The sequence below is a fragment of the Bacillus sp. JJ1533 genome, assembly GCF_036965045.1.
GTDB lineage: Bacteria > Bacillota > Bacilli > Bacillales > Bacillaceae_L > Ferdinandcohnia.
The window spans coordinates 21,448-43,455 of sequence record NZ_JBALOV010000020.1 but is presented as its reverse complement, the minus strand read 5'-3'; the positions used below and the strand labels follow the sequence as shown (position 1 = coordinate 43,455).

Here is a 22,008-nt window from a genome sequence, read left to right as displayed (position 1 = left end):
TAGAATTTTTGTAAAAATCTATCCGAAAATACAAAGAATATGTTATATTGTTACATAATCGCTTTAAATTACGAAAGTAAACTTAATTTTCGCTTTATCATATTAGGGGGTAGCATAGATGAGGTATTTAACAGCTGGAGAATCACATGGACCACAGCTTACAACAATTATTGAAGGTGTACCTGCAGGCCTTGAATTAACTACAGAGGATATAAACTTTGAACTTGCTCGACGTCAAAAAGGGCATGGTCGAGGAAGACGAATGCAAATTGAAAAAGACCAAGTCAAAATCGCAAGTGGTGTAAGACATGGTAAAACATTAGGCTCGCCAATTGCTTTAGTGGTTGAAAACAATGACTGGAAGCACTGGACAAAAATTATGGGTATTGAACCGATAACGGACGAAGAGGCGGATGAGATCAAACGTAAAATTACACGTCCACGTCCTGGACATGCAGACCTTAACGGAGCCTTGAAATACGGGCATCGAGATATGCGTAATGTCTTAGAACGATCATCTGCACGTGAAACAACTGTCCGTGTTGCAGCAGGGGCTGTTGCTAAAAAATTCTTATCTTCTTTAGGAATCGAGGTAGCAGGTCATGTTCTTGAAATTGGTGGTGTTCGAGCGAAGGATGCGGAATATTCGAGCATCGAAGAGCTAAAAAATAAAACAGAAGAATCACCAGTAAGATGTCTAGATGAAGAAGCTGGCGAACAAATGATGAATGCTATTGATGATGCGAAGAAGAATGGTGACTCAATTGGTGGAATTGTAGAAGTCATCATTGAAGGCGTTCCAGCTGGTCTAGGAAGCTATGTCCATTATGACCGCAAACTTGACTCTAAAATTGCAGCTGCAATGGTAAGCATCAATGCCTTTAAAGGTGTTGAATTTGGAATTGGTTTTGATGCTGCAAGAATTCCAGGTAGCCAAGTTCACGATGAGATTACTTGGGATAAGGAAAACGGATATAAGAGAAGAACAAATAATTTAGGTGGCTTCGAAGGCGGTATGACGAACGGAATGCCAATCGTTGTTAGAGGTGTCATGAAGCCGATTCCAACTTTATATAAGCCACTTAAGAGTGTAGATATTGAGACAAAGGAAGTTTTTGAAGCAAGTATTGAAAGATCCGATAGCTGTGCTGTTCCTGCCGCTTCCGTTGTTGCAGAAGCTGTTGTAGCATGGGAAGTTGCTAATGCAATTGTTGAACAGTTTGGACAGGACAGAATCGATTTAATTCAAGAAAATGTTTCGAAAATGCGTGAGTATCAGAGGGAATTCTAATGGATAAGTTGACCATTGCGACAAAATCAAAGACATATCCAATGTTCATTGGGACCGAAATTTTGGAACAACTGCCCAAAGTGATACTGGATACATGTAAATCGGTATCAAAGGTGCTCGTCATAAGTGATGAGTCTGTTGCTGCACTTTATTTAGATAAAGTGCTCGACATCCTTAAGCAGCAATTTGATAAGCCCTTATCATTTGTGATCCCTGCTGGAGAAAGTGCAAAATCTTTTGAGATGTATTATCGCTGTCAAACCTTTGCGCTTGAAAAAGGATTGGATCGTTCGTCGGTCATCCTAGCCCTAGGTGGGGGAGTTGTTGGGGACTTGGCTGGATTCGTTGCAGCAACCTTCATGAGAGGTATTCCGTTTATTCAAATTCCAACGACATTACTTGCTCATGACAGTGCTGTAGGAGGTAAGGTTGCAATCAATCATGAACTCGGAAAAAACATGATAGGTGCCTTTCATCAACCAAATGCGGTTCTATATGATATTAATTTAATGAAGACCTTGCCTAAAACAGAGCTCCGTTCAGGTTTTGCCGAGGTAATAAAGCATGGATTAATCTGGGACCCGGAGTTTTACCGATGGCTAACAGAGGAAATTACATCCTTTGATGACCTAAAAGATGATAAACTTCAATATGCTGTATTAAAGGGTGTAGCTGTTAAAGCTAAGGTTGTATCTGAGGATGAGCAGGAAAAAGGGCTCCGTGCCATCTTGAATTTTGGCCACACTTTAGGTCATGCCATTGAAGCAGAATCAGGATATGGAAAAATCACACATGGTGACGGTGTAGCTATTGGAATGATTTTTGCTTTAAAGGTAAGCGAACAGATCTTTCATATCAATCTAGCATCTGAAAAAATTAGACAATGGTTTGGTTTATTTGAATTTCCTACGACTATACCTAAAGGACTAGATCGGGAAAAACTGTTAGAGCGTATGAAACATGATAAAAAAGCAACCTCTGGAAAAGTGAAAATGGTCTTGTTAAAAAATATTGGAGAAACTGTCATTCAAGACATTGACGATCAGGAATTACTTCGTTTCTTGAAAGACTTTCATTGAGTAAGGAAACGCACAAAGGAGGGGCGAAGATGATAAGGGGAATACGTGGTGCTACAACAATTGAACATAATAATAAACAAGATATATTAGCTGCTACTGAAAAGCTATTACGTGACATGATATCTGAAAACAAGATTGAAGCAGATGATGTTGCGCAAATTGTCTTTTCTGTAACAGAAGATATTGACGCAGCTTTTCCTGCTGCTGCAGCTAGGCAAATAGAGGGTTGGGCATTTGTCCCGGTAATGAGCATGAGAGAGATTCCAGTTCCAGGGTCATTGCCTATGTGCATTCGTGTGATGATGACAGTGAACACTTCCGCCAAACAAGAAGAAATCCAACATATTTACCATGGCGGATCCGTAGTACTTAGACCAGACCTTACAGCCGTTAAAGAAAACAATTAAAACTATGCATTGACAAATATGGAATGCATACGATAAAATAATGAAATAGTTAGAGTTTAGTAAGTTTTCAGTTTAGTTTTAGAGTTAGTTTTAGAGCTTAGTTTAGGGTAGATGAGAATGAGAGAGTTTAGCTGAGGTTAGCAGAGTTAATTATGTTTACTTCTACCCAAGGATACGTATGTGTCTTTGGGTTGTTTATTTTTATCGTTTTTTCAAAAAAACGATTCCAATCTTTATATACCTCCTAAATCCTCATTCGCCATATTACATGGAGGAGTGAGCAAATTGAATACGTATGATTTTTCCTCGTTTGAGTCCGATGCGAAACAATATCGGACAATACCAATCGTCAAACGTTTCTTAGTGGATACGTTGACACCCATTCAAATTTTTCAAAACTTAAAAAACGAAGCATCTTTTCTGCTGGAAAGTAAGGATCACGAATCCGAGTGGTCTCGGTATTCATTCATTGGTTTAAAGCCATTTCTGTTCTTGGATGAAAATAAAGGTCAATATTACGTGAAAAATGAAAACCAACAAAGCCTCGTAAAAAAACAAACAATGAAGGAAGCCTTTAATTGGATCAAGGATTATCTCGTCTTAAAACCACTTGATATCGAAATCCCCTTTTACGGAGGGGCAGTTGGTTATATTGGCTATGACGCAATCTCAACCTTTGAAAAGGTTGATGAACACTCAAACAATGATTTAAACATGGAGCGCTACCAATTTTTCTTTTGTGAAACGATTTTAGCCTTAGATCATCATTCACGTGAATTAATTGTGGTTCATTTTATTCGATTAAATGGTGATGAAGATAAACGGATTCAAAAAGCTGTTTTTGAACATGCCAACTCAAAAATTAATATGTATTTATCACGAATGATTCAAAACAAAGAGCAAAGTGAAATGTTACTGCTTCCAAAATTACATGAAATACCGAATGTGACAGATATTAAAACAAATTTTGAGAAACAAGATTTTCTAAACGCGGTTGTTAAAATAAAGGACTATATCACAGCTGGAGATATTTTTCAGGCCGTTTTATCTCAGCGCTTTGAAATTCCGATTTCTGTGAGTGGATTCCAAGCGTACCGTGTCTTACGGATGGTAAATCCTTCACCTTATTTGTTTTATATCAAGATTAATGACATTGAAATTGTCGGAAGTTCTCCTGAACGGTTAATAAAGATTCATAATAAGCATCTTGAAATTCATCCGATTGCAGGCACAAGACGAAGAGGGAAAACAACGGAAGAAGATGAAGCCCTTGCTACAGAATTACTTCAAGACGAAAAAGAAAAGGCAGAGCATTATATGCTAGTGGATTTAGCAAGAAATGATATTGGAAGGGTATCTACATTTGGTTCCGTTAAAACACCTGTATTAATGGAGGTCGGTCGGTTCTCACATGTGATGCACATCATTTCGAAGGTAACGGGTGAATTAGATGAGAAAATTGACCCTTTAGACGCCTTACTTGCGGCCTTTCCAGCAGGAACTGTTTCTGGAGCACCTAAAATTAGAGCGATGCAAATTCTTTCAGAACTCGAACCTACAGCTAGGAACTTATATGCAGGTGCCATTGCTTATATTGGATTTGACGGAAATATAGATTCGTGTATTACGATTCGGACAGCAATCATTAAAGATGGTGTTGCTTATGTCCAAGCAGGGGCAGGAATCGTTGCAGATTCAGTCCCTGAACATGAGTGGATGGAAACAGTTAATAAAGCTAGTGCATTAATTCAAACAATCCAATTGGCTGAAGAAGCTTTTCAAAAGGAGGATATTCATGTTTAAGCAACTTTTAAATAAATGTATCAATGGTGAGGTTTTAACAGAAGAGGAAAGCTATCAAGTAATGGACGTGATTATGTCTGGCAATGCTACAGCGAGTCAAATTGCAAGTTTGCTTTCAATCCTTCGCTTCCGCGGTGAAACAGTCGATGAGATGACCGGTTTTGCAAGAGCGATGAGGGAGCATATGATGCAGTTAGATTATGAAAGTGATCAAGTGATTGATACGTGCGGAACAGGAGGCGATGGTGCTTCCACCTTTAATATTTCAACAGCTTCGGCGATTGTTGTTTCTTCCTTAGGGATAAAGGTGGCGAAGCATGGAAATCGAGCGGTATCGTCAAAAAGCGGTAGTGCTGATGTTTTAGAGTATTTAGGGGTTGAAATACAATCAACCGGGACAGAAGCAAAAGAAGCATTAAACAAACGAAATATGAGCTTCTTGTTTGCGCCTATTTACCACGCAGCAATGAAGCATGCGGTTACACCAAGACAGGAAATCGGGTTTCGAACCATATTTAATCTTTTAGGGCCAATGGCAAACCCGGCTAGATGCAAAAAACAGGTACTGGGAGTTTATTCAACAGATTATGCTGAAAAAATGGCCCAGGCTCTCGGAAAACTAGGTTCTGAGCACGTTTTATTTGTCTCGGGTCGTGATGGTCTAGATGAATGCAGTATAACAACAGAAACTGATATTGTGGAATTAAAAGATGGTGAGATTACAAGATTTGTCCTTTCCCCTGAGGATGTCGACCTGCCACGTGGAAACATGAAAGATATTCAAGTATCTTCTGTCGTTGAAAGTGCAAACCTGTTGAGAGATGTGTTGTATAGTAGAGCTAATCAAAGTGCTACAAACATTGTGTTATTAAATGCAGGTGCAGCGATCTATATTTCAGGAAAAGTAAACAGTATTCGTGAAGGGGTAGAGATGGCAAGGGAAGCGGTTGTTACTGGAATTGCAAGAAATCAATTTGAGCAACTAAGAAGTCGCGAGGTGGAGTACTATGCTAAATAAAATACTTGAACAAAAGAAAATTGAAGTAGCAAACTTAGACTATCCTGAAATAGATTGTGAGGTTGAAAGAAATTCTTTATATGATGCACTTTCTAAACCAAACCGTTCGCTTGGGATCATTGCTGAAGTGAAAAAAGCGTCACCATCAAAGGGTTTAATACGTAAGGATTTCCATCCTGTCTCCATTGCAACTGAATACGAGGAAGCTAGAGCGGATGCTATATCAGTTTTAACAGATGAACCATTTTTTCAAGGTTCAATAAACTACTTAATGGACATTAAGAAAAAAGTAAACATCCCAGTGCTACGTAAGGATTTTATTGTAGATACAAGGCAAATTGAGCAAAGTGAAAAAATGGGAGCCGACGTCATTTTGTTAATTGGAGAAGCATTAGCTCCTAATCAACTACATGAATATTATTGCGAAGCCTATGAAAGAGGAATGGAATGTTTAGTAGAAGTTCATTCGCGGGAAACGTTAGAGCAGGTTTGCAGCATTTTTACCCCGAAAATTCTTGGGATTAATAATCGTAATTTAAAAGTATTCGAAACTTCAATTATTCATACAGAACAAATTGCAAAAGATGCACCATCAGATAGTTTGGTTGTAAGTGAGAGTGGAATTCACACTCCACAGGATATTAAGGCTATTATTCAATATGGAGCTAAGGCGGCATTAATCGGTGAAGCTTTTATGCGTGCAAAGTCCCCTGGAATCGGGATAAAGCAGATGTTTGGAGAGGTTTTCGTATGACACAACCTCTCATTAAATATTGCGGGAATAAATCACTTGCGGATGTGCATGCAGTTGCTGAAAGTAAAGCCCATTATATCGGTTTTATTTTTGCTAATAGTAAACGTAAAGTTGATCCCCTTCATGTAAATGAGTGGTTGAATAAGGTAGATATACGGGATAAAAAAACAGTCGGAATCTTTGTGAATGCTGGACTAAAAGAAATTGAAGCGGTATTGGCAAAAGTATCTTTATCCGTTATTCAATGTCACGGGACAGAGTCGGTTGATTTTATTAAACTAGTTAAAAGCAAAACCGGCTTAGACGTATGGAAAGTTATCCATCATGATGAGCAAGGTTTCAAGAAGATGAAGGAGTTTGCGGGTGTTGCTGATGGATATGTTGTTGATACAAAGGTTGAAAATATGTGGGGTGGTTCTGGTGTTTCTTTTGATTGGAAGTCCATCCCAGGTTATCAGCAGGAGGCACGAATACAGGGTGTTCCTTGTTTCATAGCAGGCGGAATTGATGCAACCAATATCAAATATCTCCTTAACTATGAGATTGATGGATTTGATATCTCTAGCGGAATTGAAAATGAAGGTAAAAAAGATCCCGCAATCATACAAACTATAGAGAAATGGGTGGATAAATGTGTTGAACGTACCGAATGAAAATGGTAGATACGGTGATTTTGGAGGTAAATTTGTCCCTGAAACACTGATGAAGCCATTGGAAGAAATCGAAACAGCGTTAGAAGAAGTATACAGAGATGAACAATTTCATAATGAATATATTCGTATTTTAAAGGAATACTCAGGTAGGCCAACAGCAATTACATATGCTGATCATTTAACTAAAGAAATAGGCGGAGCAAAAATTTATTTGAAACGTGAGGACTTAAACCATACTGGTGCTCACAAAATAAACAATGCTATCGGTCAAGCTCTGCTAGCAAAAAGAATGGGTAAGAAAAAGATAATCGCTGAAACAGGAGCCGGACAGCACGGTGTAGCCGCTGCTACAGTTGCTGCAAAGTTTGGATTGCAATGTAAGGTATTTATGGGTGTGGAGGATATCGAAAGACAAAAACTTAATGTCTTCCGAATGAGACTGTTAGGTGCAGAAGTAATCCCAGCTACAAGCGGTAACCAAACATTAAAGGATGCAACTAATGAAGCCATTCGATACTGGGTACAGCATTGTGAGGACCACTACTATATGATTGGTTCCGTCGTTGGTCCACATCCATATCCAAAAATGGTCCGTGACTTTCAACGAATCATTGGTGATGAGGCAAGACAACAATTTCTAGAGCGGGAAAACCAACTACCAACTGCTGTTGTTGCTTGTGTAGGTGGTGGAAGTAATGCGATGGGGATGTTTTATCCGTTTTTAAAGGATGATGTTCGTTTAGTCGGTGCGGAAGCTGCGGGCAAAGGTGTCGATACTTCATTGCACGCAGCAACAATAACAAAAGGTACAAAAGGAATCATCCATGGCGCACTTACGTATCTTCTGCAGGATGAGCACGGTCAAATCACAGAACCATATTCGATATCTGCTGGGCTTGATTATCCAGGGGTTGGTCCTGAACATGCTTACCTTGCCAATAGTGGACGAGTACAATATGAAAGTGTAACAGATAAGGAAGCACTTGATGCCTTACAAATGCTAACTCGAATTGAAGGAATTATTCCGGCGATTGAATCTGCTCATGCGATGGCAAAAGCAATCCAAATGGCGAAAGAAATGTCAACAGAAGAATCAATTCTCGTTTGTTTGTCTGGACGCGGCGATAAAGATGTCCATTCACTCATGTCTTACCTAGAAGAAGGAGGAGCTATTCATGAACACAACCTTTACGAACCGATTGCCCAAGGCTGAAAAATTATTTATTCCATTTATCGTGGCGGGGGATCCACATCCAGAAGTGACCATAGAAATTGCTCTTACCTTACAAGACGCCGGTGCTTCCATACTTGAACTAGGAATTCCATATTCCGATCCATTAGCTGATGGACCTGTCATTCAAAGAGCCTCTGCTCGAGCGTTGAAACAAGGGGTTACATTGGAAAATTCCATGAATCTTGTATCAGAAATGAGAAAAAAAGGTTTAAAAATTCCTGTAATTATCTTTACCTATTACAATCCTGTGCTACAATTAGGGGAAGAAAACTTTTTCGCTTTAGCGCGACAAAATGGTATAGACGGCTTGCTTGTACCAGACCTTCCTTTTGAAGAAAGTGAAGACCTCAGAAGAAAATGTGAGAATGAGGGATTGAAATTTATCTCATTAGTTGCTCCAACTTCTTCAAGTCGAATTGAAAAAATCGCATCACATGCACAAGGGTTTTTATACTGTGTTTCATCTCTTGGTGTTACAGGTGTTCGAAATTCATTGAATAATGAGGTATACTCGTTTTTACAAGAGGTTAAACGCTATAGTAGTGTACCTGTAGCAGTTGGGTTTGGTATCTCTAACGCTTCCCAAGTAGAAGCACTTAAAGACCATTGTGATGGGGTTATTATGGGAAGTGCCCTGATCCAAAAGGTGGAAGAGCATCTACAGGAATTAGTGAATGAGGAAACAAGAGCTACCGCCTTATATCATTTCAAAAAATTTGTAAGTGAAGTATTAGATCCTATCAACAATTAAGAGGTGTAGCTTCAGATGAATGTCAAGGAACAGTTATTAGATTTAAAACCATATCAACCAGGAAAACCAATAGAAGAAGTAAAACGTGAATATGGCCTAGAAAAAATTGTGAAACTAGCTTCAAATGAAAATCCATATGGATGCTCTGATCAAGCAAAAGAAGCAGTAAAAAATAGCTTAGATTCATTCGCAATCTACCCTGATGGCTATGCAACAGAGTTAAGGGAAAAACTTGCAAAGCATTTAGGTGTAGATGGCACACAGTTACTTTTTGGAAATGGGTCTGATGATGTTATTCATATTCTTACAACTGCATTACTTGCGCCTGGGAAAAACACAGTCATGGCGAATCCATCATTTTCCCAATATAAGCATAATGCCATTATTGAAGGGGCAGAGGTTCGTGAGGTTGAGTTAATTGATGGCCATCACAATTTAGATGGAATGCTTGGACAAATCGATGAAAATACGGAAATTGTCTGGGTATGCTCACCAAACAATCCTACAGGGGTGTATGTAAGCTCAGAAAAGCTCCACGCTTTTCTAAAAAAGGTTCCAAACCATGTACTAATTGTTATGGATGAGGCTTATTATGAGTTTGCAGCTAATGAAGAGGATTACCCGAATACAGTAGCTTTATTAAATGACTATCCAAATCTGCTTATATTAAGAACTTTTTCGAAGGCATATGGACTTGGTGGACTACGTGTTGGTTATGCCATCGGAAATGGTGCTTTTATTAATAAAATTGAACCTGTACGTCAGCCGTTCAATTCCAACCGTGTTGGTCAGATTGCTGCATCGGCTGCATTGGATGACCAGGACTTTATTTCAGCATATGTTGAAAAAAATAAAAAAGGTCTGCAGCAGTTCTATACATTCTGCGAGGAAAATAATTTAACTTATTATCCATCGTTCGGAAATTTCATTTTGATTAATTTTGAACAACCAGGGGATGATGTGTTTCACTATTTACTGGAGCGTGGTTTTATTGTCCGCTCAGGAAATGCTTTAGGTTATCCGACAAGCATTCGAATCACAGTTGGAACAGAAGAACAAAATAGTGAACTCATAGCAATCCTTACAGACATGCTTAAAAATCAAAAGAACTAAGACTATGGGGGTTAGAACGTAACCCCCATTAGTTGTTTCTATATTCGGTGGTGATGGTATGAAGGCAAATGTGCTTGTAATTGGACTTGGATTAATTGGAGGTTCAATTGCGCTCGCAATCAAGAAGGAACATCCGGATGCTACAATTTATGGTTTTGACAGTAATAAAGAATCATCACTACTTGCAAAAACATTGAAGGTGATTGATGAGGCCGTATTTGAGTTAGAGGATGTCGTACATACATGTGACTATATTTTTATTTCAGTTCCTGTCAAACAAACTGTAAACATTATTCATGAACTAAGTTCCTATTCATTAAAAAAAGAGGTCATTGTGACAGATGTGGGCAGTACAAAACAACAAATCGTTCAAACTGCGGATTCTATTTTTGGGAATCTTGGAGTAACCTTTGTCGGCGGACATCCGATGGCGGGTTCCCATAAAAGTGGGGTTGTTGCTGCAAAGGAACATTTATTTGAGAATGCTTTCTACATATTTACACCTAATAACGAGAAACCTTCAAGTAATGTAGCTGTTGAACGGTTGAAAGCCTTGTTAAATGGTACAAAAGCAAATTTTGTTGTTATGACTCCTGAAGAGCATGACCGAGTGGCAGGTGTCATTAGCCATTTTCCACACATTGTTGCAGCGAGTCTCGTTCATCAAGCACAAAAATATGATAAAGAAAATGAACTTGTCCGTCCATTAGCGGCAGGAGGTTTTCGAGATATTACTAGAATTGCATCTAGTAATCCATCAATGTGGCGTGATATATTATTACAAAATCGGAATGTATTATTGGACCTTTTTGATAAATGGATCGACGAAATGGAACAAATCCGAAATTTTGTGGCAAATGGTAATGCAGAACATATATATGAGTATTTTATGGATGCCAAAAATTTTCGTGATGGACTGCCAACACGGACAAAAGGTGCAATCCCTTCCTTCTATGATTTATATGTTGATATTCCAGATTATCCAGGTATTGTCTCTGAAATTACTGGACTACTTGCACAAGAAAGAATTAGTATTACCAATATCAGAATTATCGAGACGAGAGAGGAAATTTATGGAGTACTAAGAATAAGCTTTCAAAGTGACGAGGATCGTCAGAAGGCTAAAATATGTATTGAAAGCAAAACCAGTTACGATACATATAACGGTTAATGGAAAATGCTTTTAGGGGTGGTAATATGGATTCACTAAAACTACGAACAAATATAGCTGGTTTAAATGGTTCAATTGATATTCCCGGGGATAAATCAATTTCCCATCGTTCCGTTATGCTCGGTGCCATTGCACAAGGTAAAACGATTGTCGATAATTTTTTACTGGGGGAAGACTGTTTAAGTACGATAAGTTGTTTTGAAAAATTAGGTGTAAAAATTACACAGAATAAGGATCATGTTGAAATTGAAGGTACTGGCTACGGTGGGCTTCGTGAGTCAAGTGAGGTATTAGATACTGGCAACTCGGGAACAACCACTAGATTAATGGTAGGTCTTCTATCTGGTGTACCGATTCATACTTGCATGATTGGTGATGAGTCAATTGCCAAAAGACCGATGAAACGTGTTACTGATCCACTGCGCCAAATGGGGGCTAAAATAGACGGACGAGAAGATGGCAATTTTACCCCGTTAGCCATTCGTGGTGGCGTTTTACAGGGGATTGACTATGTTTCACCAGTAGCAAGTGCACAGGTCAAATCCTCAATCCTTTTAGCGGGTTTAAATGCTGCAGGTGTAACATCTGTTACTGAGCCGCATAAATCGAGAGACCATACCGAACGCATGCTACGTGCATTTGGATGCGAGGTAGAGGAGGATGGTCTAACTGTCAAACTAACAGGTGGTCAGCCATTAACAGGTACTACAATTCTAGTTCCTGGGGATATATCCTCTGCTGCATTTTTCCTCGTTGCAGGGGCAATTGTGCCAAACAGTCGAATAACGTTAAAAAATGTTGGAATGAATCCAACCAGAACGGGAATTATCGATGTTTTAGTTAGAATGGGAGCTCGTTTAGAAATTGAAAACGAACGAATCAAGAATAATGAACCTATTGCTGATTTAACCATTCAGACTTCTGAGTTAAAAGGGATTGAAATAGAAGGGGATATTATTCCTCGTCTAATTGACGAAATTCCTGTTATTGCGTTGTTAGCTAGTCAAGCACAAGGTAAAACGATTATCAAAGATGCAGCGGAATTAAAAGTAAAGGAAACAAATCGAATTGATACAGTTGTTACTGAACTTTCCAAACTCGGTGTAAACATTGAACCAACCGATGATGGGATGATTATATATGGGGAAAAGAAACAATTGAGCGGTGGTAATGTTCATAGTCATGGAGATCACAGAATCGGTATGATGCTTGCTGTTGCAGCTTGTATGGCAAATGGTGATGTGTTTCTTTCAGATTCTGAATCCATTTCGGTTTCCTACCCAAGCTTCTTTGAACACCTAAATTTATTAATTGATGTAAAATAATGATTTATAAGCCCGTGGAAAACGATATTCCATGGGTTTTTTTCGTTTAAAAGAATATCTAACATACATCCTCCACTTTTTGCATAGCTTGTCTTAAGGGGATTACGAAAGGGGGGGTTTGATGCCATATATATTAGAAAAAGCGAATGTCCTAAAGAATAATAAGGTCGTTACTTGTTCGATTCTTATAAAAAATCAACGAGTTGATTATATGAAAGAAAACCTCAAAAGACTTTCTTATATGAAAACGAACTTATCACAATATTTATTAACACCTGGACATGTTATGATGAACTACTCCTTTGCGCAAGAACAATCATTTCAATCATTTAAAAAGGAAATGACTGAAAATTATTTGCGTAAAGGTTGTACAACCTTACTTGTCGTGAGTGATGTAAAGAATGAAAAAGAAATACCGAATCGACTTAAGAACACAAGACATTTTTTATTAAATAGCCCAGTTGACTATTATTTAGGCATCCGGGTTCCACTTGAAAGCTTAACACCATCATTCCTTGTCGCATGCAGGCGACAAAAAATCCCAGTCATAATTGTTACGATAAAAAAACTCGATGATGTATACAAGGTCCCATGGGGATGGATTAGAGAATCTTATCATTCCTATCATATTCCAATCATTCCAGAGTGGAAAATGAAAGAGAAAACCGTTTTTACTAGCAGTCGAAAAGAAATGATTTGGAAGGAGATTACCGAAGAAAATCGGATCCCGACAATCCCGGTCTGCCCGAGTACGGATGAGCCACTCTCTATTGATATCTTAAAAAAGATTGGTATTTATCCGGATAAAGGCGATATTCGTGTTGGTGGGGAATTGGATTATAATCTGTATGAGCATGATTCAATAAGCTATTCAGTTGATGAAAAGCCAACTCTCGATTATCATAAACTTATACCTACTATCACCATGCACAAGGGAAATTTTACAAAAGTAGACGCCAAGGTATACTTTCGTTCTGGCTTTGGTAATGAATGTAAAGTAAAAAAACCTGGGTTTTTTGTTTCATCCTTTGATAAGGATGTATTGGTGAATGAGAGATAATAAGAGGAGTTAATAATTCATGCATAGATTAGAGGATGCAATTCAGCTAGTAGAAGATGGAAAAGTTGAAGAAGGGCTGAAAACCTTAAAAAAAATTAGAGAATACTCAAATGATGATGAAAAATACACAATCGCTGAGCATTATTTTAAGTGGGGCTTTGCCCAGAATGCAAAAGAAATTGTTGAGGAACTGATTTCACGGTACCCTGACGAAGGCGAATTATTTGTCTTTTTAGCAGAAATTCTAATTGACCTTGATTTAGAAGAGGAAGCAATCGATATCTTAGAACAAATTACTGAGGATGACCCCGTATACTTAGAATCCCTTGTTTTACAAGCTGATTTATTCCAAGTGCAGGGTTTATTTGAGGTCAGTGAACAGAAGCTATTGTTAGCAAAGGAAAAATCTAATAATGAAACAATCATTGATTTTGCTTTAGCCGAACTGTATTCAAGTCATGGTGAATACAACAAAAGTATACCATTTTATGAGAAGGTACTACAGGAAAATGACGAATTAGCAGGTGTAAATGTTAACGCCCGCATAGCAGAAAGTTATAGTACAACAGGCAAATTTGAAGATGCTCTTCCGTATTATGAGGAAGCCATTAAAAAACAGGAAGACAGCAATACATTGTTTGGGTTTGGTGTTACAGCTTATCAAGCGAAATATTTTAAAAAAGCAATTGAAGTTCTCGAACGGCTAAAGGAGCTCGACCCAGACTATGGTTCACTTTACTTATATCTTGCAAAGGCATATGAAGAAGAAGCAATGCTAACTGATAGCTACAAGGTATTGTTAGAAGGGCTTGAAGTGGAATCACTAAACAAAGAATTGACTTTCTACGCTGGTAAAATATCTATGATGCTAGGTGACAAGGAAAATACGGAAAAATACCTTCGGGCAGCTGTGGCAATTGACCCAGGGTATGTTGAAGCAACACTACAGCTATCCAAGTTTTTATTGCGTGAAGAAAGATTTGAAGATGTCGTGGAATGCCTTAATTCCGTTATGAGCTATGGTGAATACGATGAACGGTTCGAGTGGGATCTAGGCTTTGCAAAAAATAAATTAGAACAATATTCGGATGCATTAAACCATTACCGTCATGCATATACTTCTTTTAAAGAAACTCCAGAGTTTTTAGAAGAGTTTGGATACTTCTTAATGGAGGACGGTAAGAGACAAGAGGCAATCGAAGTATTTAAAGAACTCTTAAAGCTCGACCCTATGAAATATGAGATTGAAGCATTAATTTCCGAACTGGAGTAAGCTAAATTTTAATGTTTAGAAGGATATTTTGATGTAATTGTTGAAGTATATCAGTATATTTATTTTTACTCATTTTACTCAATACTAGCAGAGGAGGGAAGCACGCGATGACTACCCCTGTATCTGTCAACGAGAAAAAAGATTTTATTCGCTGGTTTCTGAATAATTATCAGCTAAAGAGAAGAGAGTGTGTTTGGATACTTAACTATTTAATGAGCCACGACCAACTCATGAAAAATGTCCACTTTGTTGAGCAAGCCCAATACTGCCCTCGAGGGATTATTATGTCGACGCATTGTGTAGATGATGTACCTTTCCGTTTTTATAAGGAAAATGTTATGACAACTGATGCTGAAAAATCATTCCATGATATTCGACTTAACAGGGAAGAAGAAATCTATATTCAACTTAATTTCAGATCCTCCTTCCATTCTCCGAATTATGTGGCTGTACTTGAAGAAAATCCTTACATGCCGAAGCATCTTCAGGTGAATGAACAGGATAAAGAGCTTGCGAAAAAGTTTCTTGAGGAATCCATTCATATGTTTCAAAAGGAACATCTGTTAAAGCGAATTGATGAGGCGCTTGACAAACAGGATGAAACAGAGTTTAAGAGGCTGACTGAACAACTTAAACAATTATAATAGGGAAATGTCATTTAGGGGCTGACAGCGTGTCAGTCTTTTTTATTTATCCTAAATATGGTATGGTAGTTTGGGAGTTTAGCTTTGAATCTGTAAAGTAAACGCAAATGACATAGTACAGTTAATGGGAAAGGAAGCATACATAATGAAATGGGTAACTAAGGATATGGATGTCTATCTGCAAGCAAAGGAATATGTTGATACAGCTGTTATTCCATTAATTCCAGTTTCTCTTGAGGGAAATTTGAAAAATACAGTTTCAATGGGGGAGTTCATTACCATCCTTTCTAATGAAGTTGAACGACAATTTAAAGGAAGAATCATACTTTTTCCCGCCTTTACCTATTCAAATGGGGAAGAGCTGGAAAAGGCAAAAAATCGTTTGAATCAATGGACTAGCGATTTATTTGAAGGTGGGATGAAGCACACTATTTTTATCACATCTGATACCACCTGGAAGCAAGTAGAGTCTGACTTAAATGGTTCACTTATTTGGCTGCCCACCTTACCACTTGAATATGTAGAAGAAAAATATAAGCAAACGATGCTACAGGATCAAATGAAACAGCTTGTGACCTTGTTTACAAACATCTGGCAAAAGTGATTTTTTAACGTTATGGAAGAATAATGATAAAAAATTCCTTACTTTTCCTAAGAAAGTCACATAGTTGCCATTGTTTCGGCAAATCCTATTATTGACCTCTACCAAATATTGATATATCATGAGAATGTCCTAGTTTTTAATGTGTACAATTATGTCCGGATTGGACTTAGCTTAGCATAGAGGGGGGAAAAAAATGAGCGAGAATAAACAACGGGTATCAAGACGCCAATTTCTAAACTATACACTAACTGGTGTAGGTGGCTTCATGGCAGCTGGAATGTTAATGCCAATGGTCCGCTTTGCAATTGACCCATTACTTCAGCCTGAAGCTGAACATGACATGGTACAAGTGGTAAGTGTTGATAAGATAACAAACGAACCACAAAAATTTGATTTTAAAGTAAATCAAGTTGATGCTTGGTACGAATCAGACGTCGCATATTCAGCATGGGTTTATAAAAATGATAACGGCGACATCATTGCGTTGTCACCAGTTTGTAAACACCTTGGATGTGCAGTTTCTTGGGCTGAGGATCCAGCTAACCCAGATCGTTTCTTCTGTCCTTGTCACTACGGTTTATATGAAAAGGATGGTAAGAACGTGCCTGGAACACCACCAATGGGCCCATTAGATTTATATGATAGTCAAGTAAAAGATGGTTATTTATATTTAGGTAAAACAAAGCCAAATCCTATAGGAGGAAAGTAATCAATGTTAAATAAGATATTTGATTGGGTTGATGAACGACTTGATATTACTCCTCTATGGGCAGATATTGCAGACCACGAGGTTCCTGAGCACGTAAACCCAGCGCATCACTTTAGCGCATTCGTTTATTGCTTTGGAGGACTAACATTTTTTATTGTTGTCATCCAAGTTCTTTCTGGTATGTTCTTAACAATGTACTATGTACCAGATATCATCAACGCATGGAATTCTGTCTACTATTTACAAAATGAAGTAGCATTTGGACAAATTGTTCGTGGAATGCATCACTGGGGAGCGAGTCTTGTAATCGTTATGATGTTCCTACATACTCTCCGTGTATTTTTCCAAGGTGCTTATAAAAAACCACGTGAGCTTAACTGGATTGTTGGAGTATTAATTTTCTTTGTAATGTTAGCTCTTGGTTTAACAGGTTATCTATTACCTTGGGATATGAAAGCGTTATTTGCAACAAAGGTTACACTCGATATTGTTAATGCAACTCCAATTTTAGGGCCATACTTAAAGACGTTAATTGCTGGCCACACAGAAATTGTTGGTGCTCAAACATTAACACGTTTCTTTGCGATTCATGTATTCTTCTTACCAGCAGCATTATTTGGTTTGCTAGCTGCTCACTTTATCATGATTCGTCGTCAAGGTATTTCTGGTCCACTATAGGATGCAAGATTTTTTCTTCATGAAGTGTAAAGTGAACATGATTTTGAACAGAATATCTAAATTGAGATGTTCTTGAGTTTTACTCAAAAAAATAATGAAAAATACGTACAATCTCTTTTGAATGAAAATTCTCTAAAAAGGAGGGGGACCGATTATGCATCGCGGAAAAGGAATGAAATTTGTTGGGGACTCCCGTGTTCCTGTAAGTAATAAAAAGCATATTCCTAAGGATTACTCTGAGTATCCTGGAAAAACAGAAGCGTTCTGGCCAAACTTCTTATTAAAAGAATGGTTAGTTGGTTCTGTATTCTTGGTAGCTTTTTTATGTTTAACAGCAGCACACCCATCGCCATTGGAAAAAATCGCTGACCCTACTGCGTCAGGATATATTCCACTACCAGACTGGTATTTCTTATTCTTGTATCAATTGCTTAAGTATTCATATGCATCAGGTCCATACACAGTAATTGGTGCACTTGTAATTCCAGGACTTGCGTTCGGAGCACTTTTACTTGCTCCATTCTTAGACCGTGGTCCAGAACGTCGACCATCTAAGCGCCCAATTGCTACTGGTCTTATGCTTCTAGCTATTGCTTCAGTTTTCTACTTAACATGGGAATCTGCTTCTCAAGTTGACTGGGAAGCAAGAGCTGAATCCGCTAAAATTGTAGCAGAAGCGGAAATTGATAAGGAATCTGAAGGCTACTTGTTATACCAAGAAAAAGGTTGTATTGGATGTCACGGCGGTGACCTAGAAGGTGGTCCTGCAGGAAAGGCGTTAGTTGATAACGGGCTATCCCCTGAGGAAATTGCTGACATTGCGGTAAACGGTCAAGGTGGCATGCCTCCAGGTATGTTCGAAGGAACTGACGAAGAATTACAGAAGCTCGCTGAATTCATTTCTGGTGTAACTTCTAAATAAGCAAACATAAAAGCTGACTTTTCAGAGTCAGCTTTTTTATTTTCTTTAATAACTTGACAAAGTAATCGTTTTTAAGAGAATCTTGAGGTAAGAAAAAAGGAAAGTTGGTACATAGATGAAGTGGATTACATTTTTAATGGGGCAACGTTGGGTGCTTTGGATTCTTCTGCTAATTAACATTCCTGGCACAATCTACGGTTATATTTGGTACGAAAGTCAATTGAACATTACGCCGCCAAAATTTTTAATCTTTGTTCCAGATAGTCCAACGGCAAGCTTGTTTTTTTGCTTTGTGTTAATTGCCTTTTTGCTAAGACGGAATTGGCCTCTTATTGAAGCGTTGGCAATCGTTACTCTTTTTAAATATGGGATATGGGCAGTGGTCATGAATATACTTACCTATTTTGTCGATGGCCTGAATATTTATGGATATATGCTGATTTTTTCTCATTTGGGGATGGCGATTCAGGGACTATTATATGCACCATATTATCGCATAAAGCCGATTCATTTAGTGATCGCAGCTATATGGACTTTACATAATGATGTAATTGATTATGTATTCTTTATGATGCCAAGTTATAGTGTACTTGATCAATACATTCCACAGATCGGTTATTTTACATTTTGGTTAAGTATGGTTTCGATATTAATTACCTATCTTCTTTGTATTAAAAAAGATAGGTATAAATTAGACCTTCCATAAAAAGTAGGTCTACTCTTGTCCAATCTATCATACATTTTAATAGATGTTTGAGGAGGGACAAGTATGAAAATTTTTAGAATAATATGCATTATTTGTTTTATAGTTTTAATTCATCCTATATCCATAATCGCTACCTCCAACGAAGAAAATTGGGAAAAGCTTGATGAAATTTCTGATCAGGCGCTGCAAATGGTTAAGCAAGAACGATACAAGGATGCAAAGCAAATATTAACTCACTTTTCCAATGAATTTTTACGAATGAACCAGCGAGAAGAGTCTTTTTCAATGGATGAACTTCGGATTATTACGTTAACTCATGAATCAGCCATTGAAGCTGTTTCCTCTGATTCGCTTAGTTTTGAAGAGAAAATCAATCGGGTTACTCAATTTCGTTTAGTGGTGGATGCGATGAGGTCAGAGCATCAGCCGATGTGGACGGAATTGGAAGATTCGATTATGACGACCTTTGGGCAAATGAAGGAGACTGTTGAAGAAGGGGATAATGAAACATTTAATAACCTCCTAACTGCCTTTCTATCAAAATATAATATGATTCATCCGAGTATTACAGTGGACATTACACCACAGGATGTACAAAAAATAGATTCACATATTGCATTCTTGGATACGTATCGTCATGAGAACCTGAAGTCCGCTACACGAATGCAGCAACTTGAGCAAATGGAGTTAGATCTAAAAAACATGTTTGAGCGTATGACAGAGGATGACGCCGATCCTTCATTAATTTGGGTAATGATTTCGACAGGTGGGGCAATTATTCTTACATTAATCTATGTGGGCTGGAGAAAATATAAAGGTGACAAGCAGAAGCGTCAAAAACAAAGAGAGCATGAAGAACGGTGACAGTGGGTTTTGACCTGCTGTTTTTTAAAATAAATTTTGTAAGCAAGTCAATTGACATTGAGGGAGTCTCTAACTAAAATTAAAGTATACTATAGTTTGGAGGAACAAAAATGATTCTAGTTTATTTTGCTTTGATCATTATCATTCCGATATATGCACAAATTAAAGTAAAGAGTGCATATAAGAAGTATTCACAAATTCCTTCTTCATCAGGTATGACAGGTGCAGAAGTGGCAAGAAGAATACTCGATCAAAATGGATTATATGATGTAAGAATCGAAGAAACACCTGGTTTACTTTCAGACCATTATGACCCAAGATCAAAAGTTGTGCGTTTATCTTCAAACAACTATTACGGCAATTCAATTGCTGGTGCAGCTGTTGCAGCCCATGAAGTAGGACATGCGATTCAAGATCAACAAAATTACGCATTTCTTCGTTTCCGCCATGCATTGGTTCCGGTAGCGAATATTGGATCGAACTTTTCATGGATTTTAATCATTGCTGGTATTATTTTCACAATGTCGAATTTAATTCTAGTAGGAATTATCTTCATGGCAGCAGCCGTGTTATTCCAACTTGTTACACTGCCGGTTGAATTCAATGCATCATCAAGAGCCATGAGCGAAATCGTCTCAGCAGGCGTCATTCGAAACGACGAAGAACGCGAAACAAAAAAAGTACTAAACGCAGCAGCACTAACATACGTTGCAGCAGCAGCCGTAGCGGTGCTAGAACTATTGAGATTGATCCTCATTTACACAGGAATGACTCGAGAAGAATAAAAAATGAAAGCCGGTTAACCAAATGGATAACCGGCTTTTTTATGTAGTTTTAGCTCATTTATCCACAAGCACATAAAATTAAAGGGAGCAAGCTTGCTTGCTCAAAAAAATTTTATGTGCTTGTGTTAACCTTTCAGCTAGCTGAAAGGCGTGTGAAGCCAAAAGCTTCACACGATGAGCTGAAACACTTGTATCCACCCTAAATCACCGCTCAATCGGCTTCTTATTCTCATCCAGCGTAAACCCTTCTCCAAGCACATCATGCACATCACTAACTGAAACAAACGCATGGGGATCCACTGAAATAATTACCTGCTTAAGACGACCAACTTCACTTCTTCCAACAACACAATATAAAATATGCTTCTCCTGTTTCGTATACGAGCCCATACCTTTTAAGATTGTTACTCCTCGATCCATCTCATGCAGTATCTTTTCAGCAATCTCACTATTCTTTTCCGAAATAATCATCGCGCCTCTAGCGGCATAAGCACCTTCCTGCATGAAATCGATTACCCTTGCTCCGATAAATACAGCAAGCAATGTGTACATTGCCTCACGAGGAGAAAGATAGAAGATGAGGGAAATCGTTATAACCACAGCATCGAATAAAAACATCGTCCGTCCCATCGACCAGCCAACATATTTTCGGACAAGTCTTGCAATAATGTCTACTCCACCAGTTGTACCGCCGTAACGAAAAATAATGCCTAGACCAACACCAATGAACACTCCCGCAAATAGTGCTGCGAGCATTAAGTCCCCATCAAGTGGAATATGAAATTGATACCTTTGAAAGAACCATAAAAAAATTGAAACACTTACAGTACCGATAAGTGTATAATAAAATGCAATACGACCGAGTAGCTTCCATCCAAGAAAAAACAGTGGTACATTTAAAATCAGATTGGTATAGGACGGATCAAATTTAAATAAAAAATATAGTAAAAGTGTAATTCCCGTAAATCCGCCCTCTGCAAGATTATTTTGCATATTAAAATGTACAATCCCAAACGAAAATATAGCAGACCCCAACAAAATGAAAACAATATTCTTTATTGAAAACTTCAAATTAAGATACCCCCGAAATTGAAATAATTGCCACTTCATTATAAAGTATGGTTGAAAAACAAACAAATCATGTCGTATAAAAGAATTATTTGT

23 protein-coding genes are annotated in these 22,008 nt (G+C 38.0%); 22 read left to right on the top strand and 1 reads right to left on the bottom strand.

Annotation, left to right across the window (positions count from 1 at the left end; all coding sequences use genetic code 11):
- Positions 1–118 precede the first annotated feature (118 nt).
- From aroC to V7138_RS09835, 22 genes are all read left to right on the top strand, one after another.
- The gene (gene aroC, locus V7138_RS09940; RefSeq protein WP_335396565.1) at positions 119–1,291 is read left to right on the top strand and encodes a chorismate synthase; all 1,173 of its coding nucleotides are present in this window, start codon (positions 119–121) and stop codon (positions 1,289–1,291) included.
- Positions 1,291–2,370 (top strand): 3-dehydroquinate synthase, encoded by a 1,080-nt coding sequence (gene aroB, locus V7138_RS09935; RefSeq protein WP_335396563.1) that lies wholly within the window; start codon positions 1,291–1,293, stop codon positions 2,368–2,370. Before aroC ends, aroB begins: the two co-directional genes overlap by 1 nt.
- A 29-nt stretch (positions 2,371–2,399) precedes the next feature.
- On the top strand, positions 2,400–2,777 hold the full coding sequence (aroH, locus tag V7138_RS09930) for a chorismate mutase (protein ID WP_335396561.1): 378 nt from the start codon (positions 2,400–2,402) through the stop codon (positions 2,775–2,777).
- 285 nt (positions 2,778–3,062) lie between these two features.
- Positions 3,063–4,580, top strand: coding sequence for an anthranilate synthase component I (gene trpE, locus V7138_RS09925; protein ID WP_335396559.1), 1,518 nt, complete (start codon positions 3,063–3,065; stop codon positions 4,578–4,580).
- Positions 4,573–5,598 (top strand): anthranilate phosphoribosyltransferase, encoded by a 1,026-nt coding sequence (gene trpD / locus V7138_RS09920; protein WP_335396557.1) that lies wholly within the window; start codon positions 4,573–4,575, stop codon positions 5,596–5,598. The genes trpE and trpD overlap by 8 nt, the downstream gene beginning before the upstream one ends.
- Positions 5,588–6,352: an indole-3-glycerol phosphate synthase TrpC gene (gene trpC / locus V7138_RS09915; RefSeq protein WP_335396555.1), complete on the top strand. Its 765-nt coding sequence runs from the start codon at positions 5,588–5,590 to the stop codon at positions 6,350–6,352. The genes trpD and trpC overlap by 11 nt, the downstream gene beginning before the upstream one ends.
- Positions 6,349–7,005: a phosphoribosylanthranilate isomerase gene (locus V7138_RS09910; RefSeq protein WP_335396553.1), complete on the top strand. Its 657-nt coding sequence runs from the start codon at positions 6,349–6,351 to the stop codon at positions 7,003–7,005. The genes trpC and V7138_RS09910 overlap by 4 nt, the downstream gene beginning before the upstream one ends.
- Positions 6,986–8,218, top strand: a complete 1,233-nt coding sequence (gene trpB, locus V7138_RS09905; protein ID WP_335396551.1) for a tryptophan synthase subunit beta — start codon at positions 6,986–6,988, stop codon at positions 8,216–8,218. The genes V7138_RS09910 and trpB overlap by 20 nt, the downstream gene beginning before the upstream one ends.
- On the top strand, positions 8,181–8,990 hold the full coding sequence (trpA, locus tag V7138_RS09900; protein WP_335396549.1) for a tryptophan synthase subunit alpha: 810 nt from the start codon (positions 8,181–8,183) through the stop codon (positions 8,988–8,990). The genes trpB and trpA overlap by 38 nt, the downstream gene beginning before the upstream one ends.
- A gap of 15 nt (positions 8,991–9,005) precedes the next feature.
- Complete coding sequence (hisC, locus tag V7138_RS09895) at positions 9,006–10,103, top strand: histidinol-phosphate transaminase (protein ID WP_335396547.1); 1,098 nt, start codon at positions 9,006–9,008, stop codon at positions 10,101–10,103.
- A 58-nt stretch (positions 10,104–10,161) separates the two neighbouring features.
- The gene (locus V7138_RS09890; protein WP_335396545.1) at positions 10,162–11,274 is read left to right on the top strand and encodes a prephenate dehydrogenase; all 1,113 of its coding nucleotides are present in this window, start codon (positions 10,162–10,164) and stop codon (positions 11,272–11,274) included.
- Positions 11,275–11,300: 26 nt separating this feature from the next.
- On the top strand, positions 11,301–12,599 hold the full coding sequence (aroA, locus tag V7138_RS09885) for a 3-phosphoshikimate 1-carboxyvinyltransferase (RefSeq protein ID WP_335396543.1): 1,299 nt from the start codon (positions 11,301–11,303) through the stop codon (positions 12,597–12,599).
- Positions 12,600–12,720: 121 nt separating this feature from the next.
- The gene (locus V7138_RS09880; protein WP_335396542.1) at positions 12,721–13,659 is read left to right on the top strand and encodes a hypothetical protein; all 939 of its coding nucleotides are present in this window, start codon (positions 12,721–12,723) and stop codon (positions 13,657–13,659) included.
- A 19-nt stretch (positions 13,660–13,678) separates the two neighbouring features.
- Positions 13,679–14,932 carry a tetratricopeptide repeat protein gene (locus tag V7138_RS09875; protein WP_335396540.1) on the top strand — a complete coding sequence of 418 codons (1,254 nt, stop codon included), beginning with the start codon at positions 13,679–13,681 and terminating at the stop codon, positions 14,930–14,932.
- A gap of 107 nt (positions 14,933–15,039) precedes the next feature.
- Positions 15,040–15,576 carry a ReoY family proteolytic degradation factor gene (locus V7138_RS09870; protein ID WP_335396539.1) on the top strand — a complete coding sequence of 179 codons (537 nt, stop codon included), beginning with the start codon at positions 15,040–15,042 and terminating at the stop codon, positions 15,574–15,576.
- A 145-nt stretch (positions 15,577–15,721) separates the two neighbouring features.
- Entirely contained in the window at positions 15,722–16,180 is a 459-nt protein-coding gene (locus V7138_RS09865) for a YpiF family protein (RefSeq protein WP_335396537.1), read from the top strand.
- 193 nt (positions 16,181–16,373) lie between these two features.
- On the top strand, positions 16,374–16,889 hold the full coding sequence (locus V7138_RS09860) for a ubiquinol-cytochrome c reductase iron-sulfur subunit (RefSeq protein ID WP_335396535.1): 516 nt from the start codon (positions 16,374–16,376) through the stop codon (positions 16,887–16,889).
- A 3-nt stretch (positions 16,890–16,892) separates the two neighbouring features.
- Positions 16,893–17,567, top strand: a complete 675-nt coding sequence (gene qcrB, locus V7138_RS09855) for a menaquinol-cytochrome c reductase cytochrome b subunit (protein WP_335396534.1) — start codon at positions 16,893–16,895, stop codon at positions 17,565–17,567.
- 154 nt (positions 17,568–17,721) lie between these two features.
- Positions 17,722–18,489: a menaquinol-cytochrome c reductase cytochrome b/c subunit gene (locus tag V7138_RS09850; protein ID WP_335396533.1), complete on the top strand. Its 768-nt coding sequence runs from the start codon at positions 17,722–17,724 to the stop codon at positions 18,487–18,489.
- A 115-nt stretch (positions 18,490–18,604) separates the two neighbouring features.
- Positions 18,605–19,195 (top strand): DUF1405 domain-containing protein, encoded by a 591-nt coding sequence (locus V7138_RS09845; protein WP_335396531.1) that lies wholly within the window; start codon positions 18,605–18,607, stop codon positions 19,193–19,195.
- 63 nt (positions 19,196–19,258) lie between these two features.
- Positions 19,259–20,059: a sporulation protein YpjB gene (ypjB, locus tag V7138_RS09840; RefSeq protein WP_335396529.1), complete on the top strand. Its 801-nt coding sequence runs from the start codon at positions 19,259–19,261 to the stop codon at positions 20,057–20,059.
- 110 nt (positions 20,060–20,169) lie between these two features.
- Positions 20,170–20,844 (top strand): zinc metallopeptidase, encoded by a 675-nt coding sequence (locus V7138_RS09835; RefSeq protein ID WP_335396528.1) that lies wholly within the window; start codon positions 20,170–20,172, stop codon positions 20,842–20,844.
- 204 nt (positions 20,845–21,048) lie between these two features.
- On the opposite strand, the gene V7138_RS09830 is transcribed toward V7138_RS09835, so the two are convergent.
- Positions 21,049–21,954, bottom strand: a complete 906-nt coding sequence (locus tag V7138_RS09830; RefSeq protein ID WP_335396526.1) for a YitT family protein — start codon at positions 21,952–21,954, stop codon at positions 21,049–21,051.
- Positions 21,955–22,008 lie beyond the last annotated feature (54 nt).

Bases quoted from the DNA above. Each gene is read 5' to 3' on its own strand.
- V7138_RS09835 (WP_335396528.1), top strand. From the start codon at position 20,170: ATGATTCTAGTTTATTTTGCTTTGATCATTATCATTCCGATATATGCA.
- V7138_RS09845 (WP_335396531.1), top strand. From the start codon at position 18,605: ATGAAGTGGATTACATTTTTAATGGGGCAACGTTGGGTGCTTTGGATT.
- hisC (WP_335396547.1), top strand. From the start codon at position 9,006: ATGAATGTCAAGGAACAGTTATTAGATTTAAAACCATATCAACCAGGA.
- aroC (WP_335396565.1), top strand. From the start codon at position 119: ATGAGGTATTTAACAGCTGGAGAATCACATGGACCACAGCTTACAACA.
- V7138_RS09875 (WP_335396540.1), top strand. From the start codon at position 13,679: ATGCATAGATTAGAGGATGCAATTCAGCTAGTAGAAGATGGAAAAGTT.
- V7138_RS09890 (WP_335396545.1), top strand. From the start codon at position 10,162: ATGAAGGCAAATGTGCTTGTAATTGGACTTGGATTAATTGGAGGTTCA.
- V7138_RS09910 (WP_335396553.1), top strand. From the start codon at position 6,349: ATGACACAACCTCTCATTAAATATTGCGGGAATAAATCACTTGCGGAT.
- V7138_RS09830 (WP_335396526.1), bottom strand. From the start codon at position 21,954: ATGAAGTGGCAATTATTTCAATTTCGGGGGTATCTTAATTTGAAGTTT.
- aroA (WP_335396543.1), top strand. From the start codon at position 11,301: ATGGATTCACTAAAACTACGAACAAATATAGCTGGTTTAAATGGTTCA.
- qcrB (WP_335396534.1), top strand. From the start codon at position 16,893: ATGTTAAATAAGATATTTGATTGGGTTGATGAACGACTTGATATTACT.
- V7138_RS09865 (WP_335396537.1), top strand. From the start codon at position 15,722: ATGAAATGGGTAACTAAGGATATGGATGTCTATCTGCAAGCAAAGGAA.
- ypjB (WP_335396529.1), top strand. From the start codon at position 19,259: ATGAAAATTTTTAGAATAATATGCATTATTTGTTTTATAGTTTTAATT.
- aroH (WP_335396561.1), top strand. From the start codon at position 2,400: ATGATAAGGGGAATACGTGGTGCTACAACAATTGAACATAATAATAAA.
- trpD (WP_335396557.1), top strand. From the start codon at position 4,573: ATGTTTAAGCAACTTTTAAATAAATGTATCAATGGTGAGGTTTTAACA.
- aroB (WP_335396563.1), top strand. From the start codon at position 1,291: ATGGATAAGTTGACCATTGCGACAAAATCAAAGACATATCCAATGTTC.
- V7138_RS09860 (WP_335396535.1), top strand. From the start codon at position 16,374: ATGAGCGAGAATAAACAACGGGTATCAAGACGCCAATTTCTAAACTAT.
- trpA (WP_335396549.1), top strand. From the start codon at position 8,181: ATGAACACAACCTTTACGAACCGATTGCCCAAGGCTGAAAAATTATTT.
- V7138_RS09850 (WP_335396533.1), top strand. From the start codon at position 17,722: ATGCATCGCGGAAAAGGAATGAAATTTGTTGGGGACTCCCGTGTTCCT.
- V7138_RS09880 (WP_335396542.1), top strand. From the start codon at position 12,721: ATGCCATATATATTAGAAAAAGCGAATGTCCTAAAGAATAATAAGGTC.
- V7138_RS09870 (WP_335396539.1), top strand. From the start codon at position 15,040: ATGACTACCCCTGTATCTGTCAACGAGAAAAAAGATTTTATTCGCTGG.
- trpC (WP_335396555.1), top strand. From the start codon at position 5,588: ATGCTAAATAAAATACTTGAACAAAAGAAAATTGAAGTAGCAAACTTA.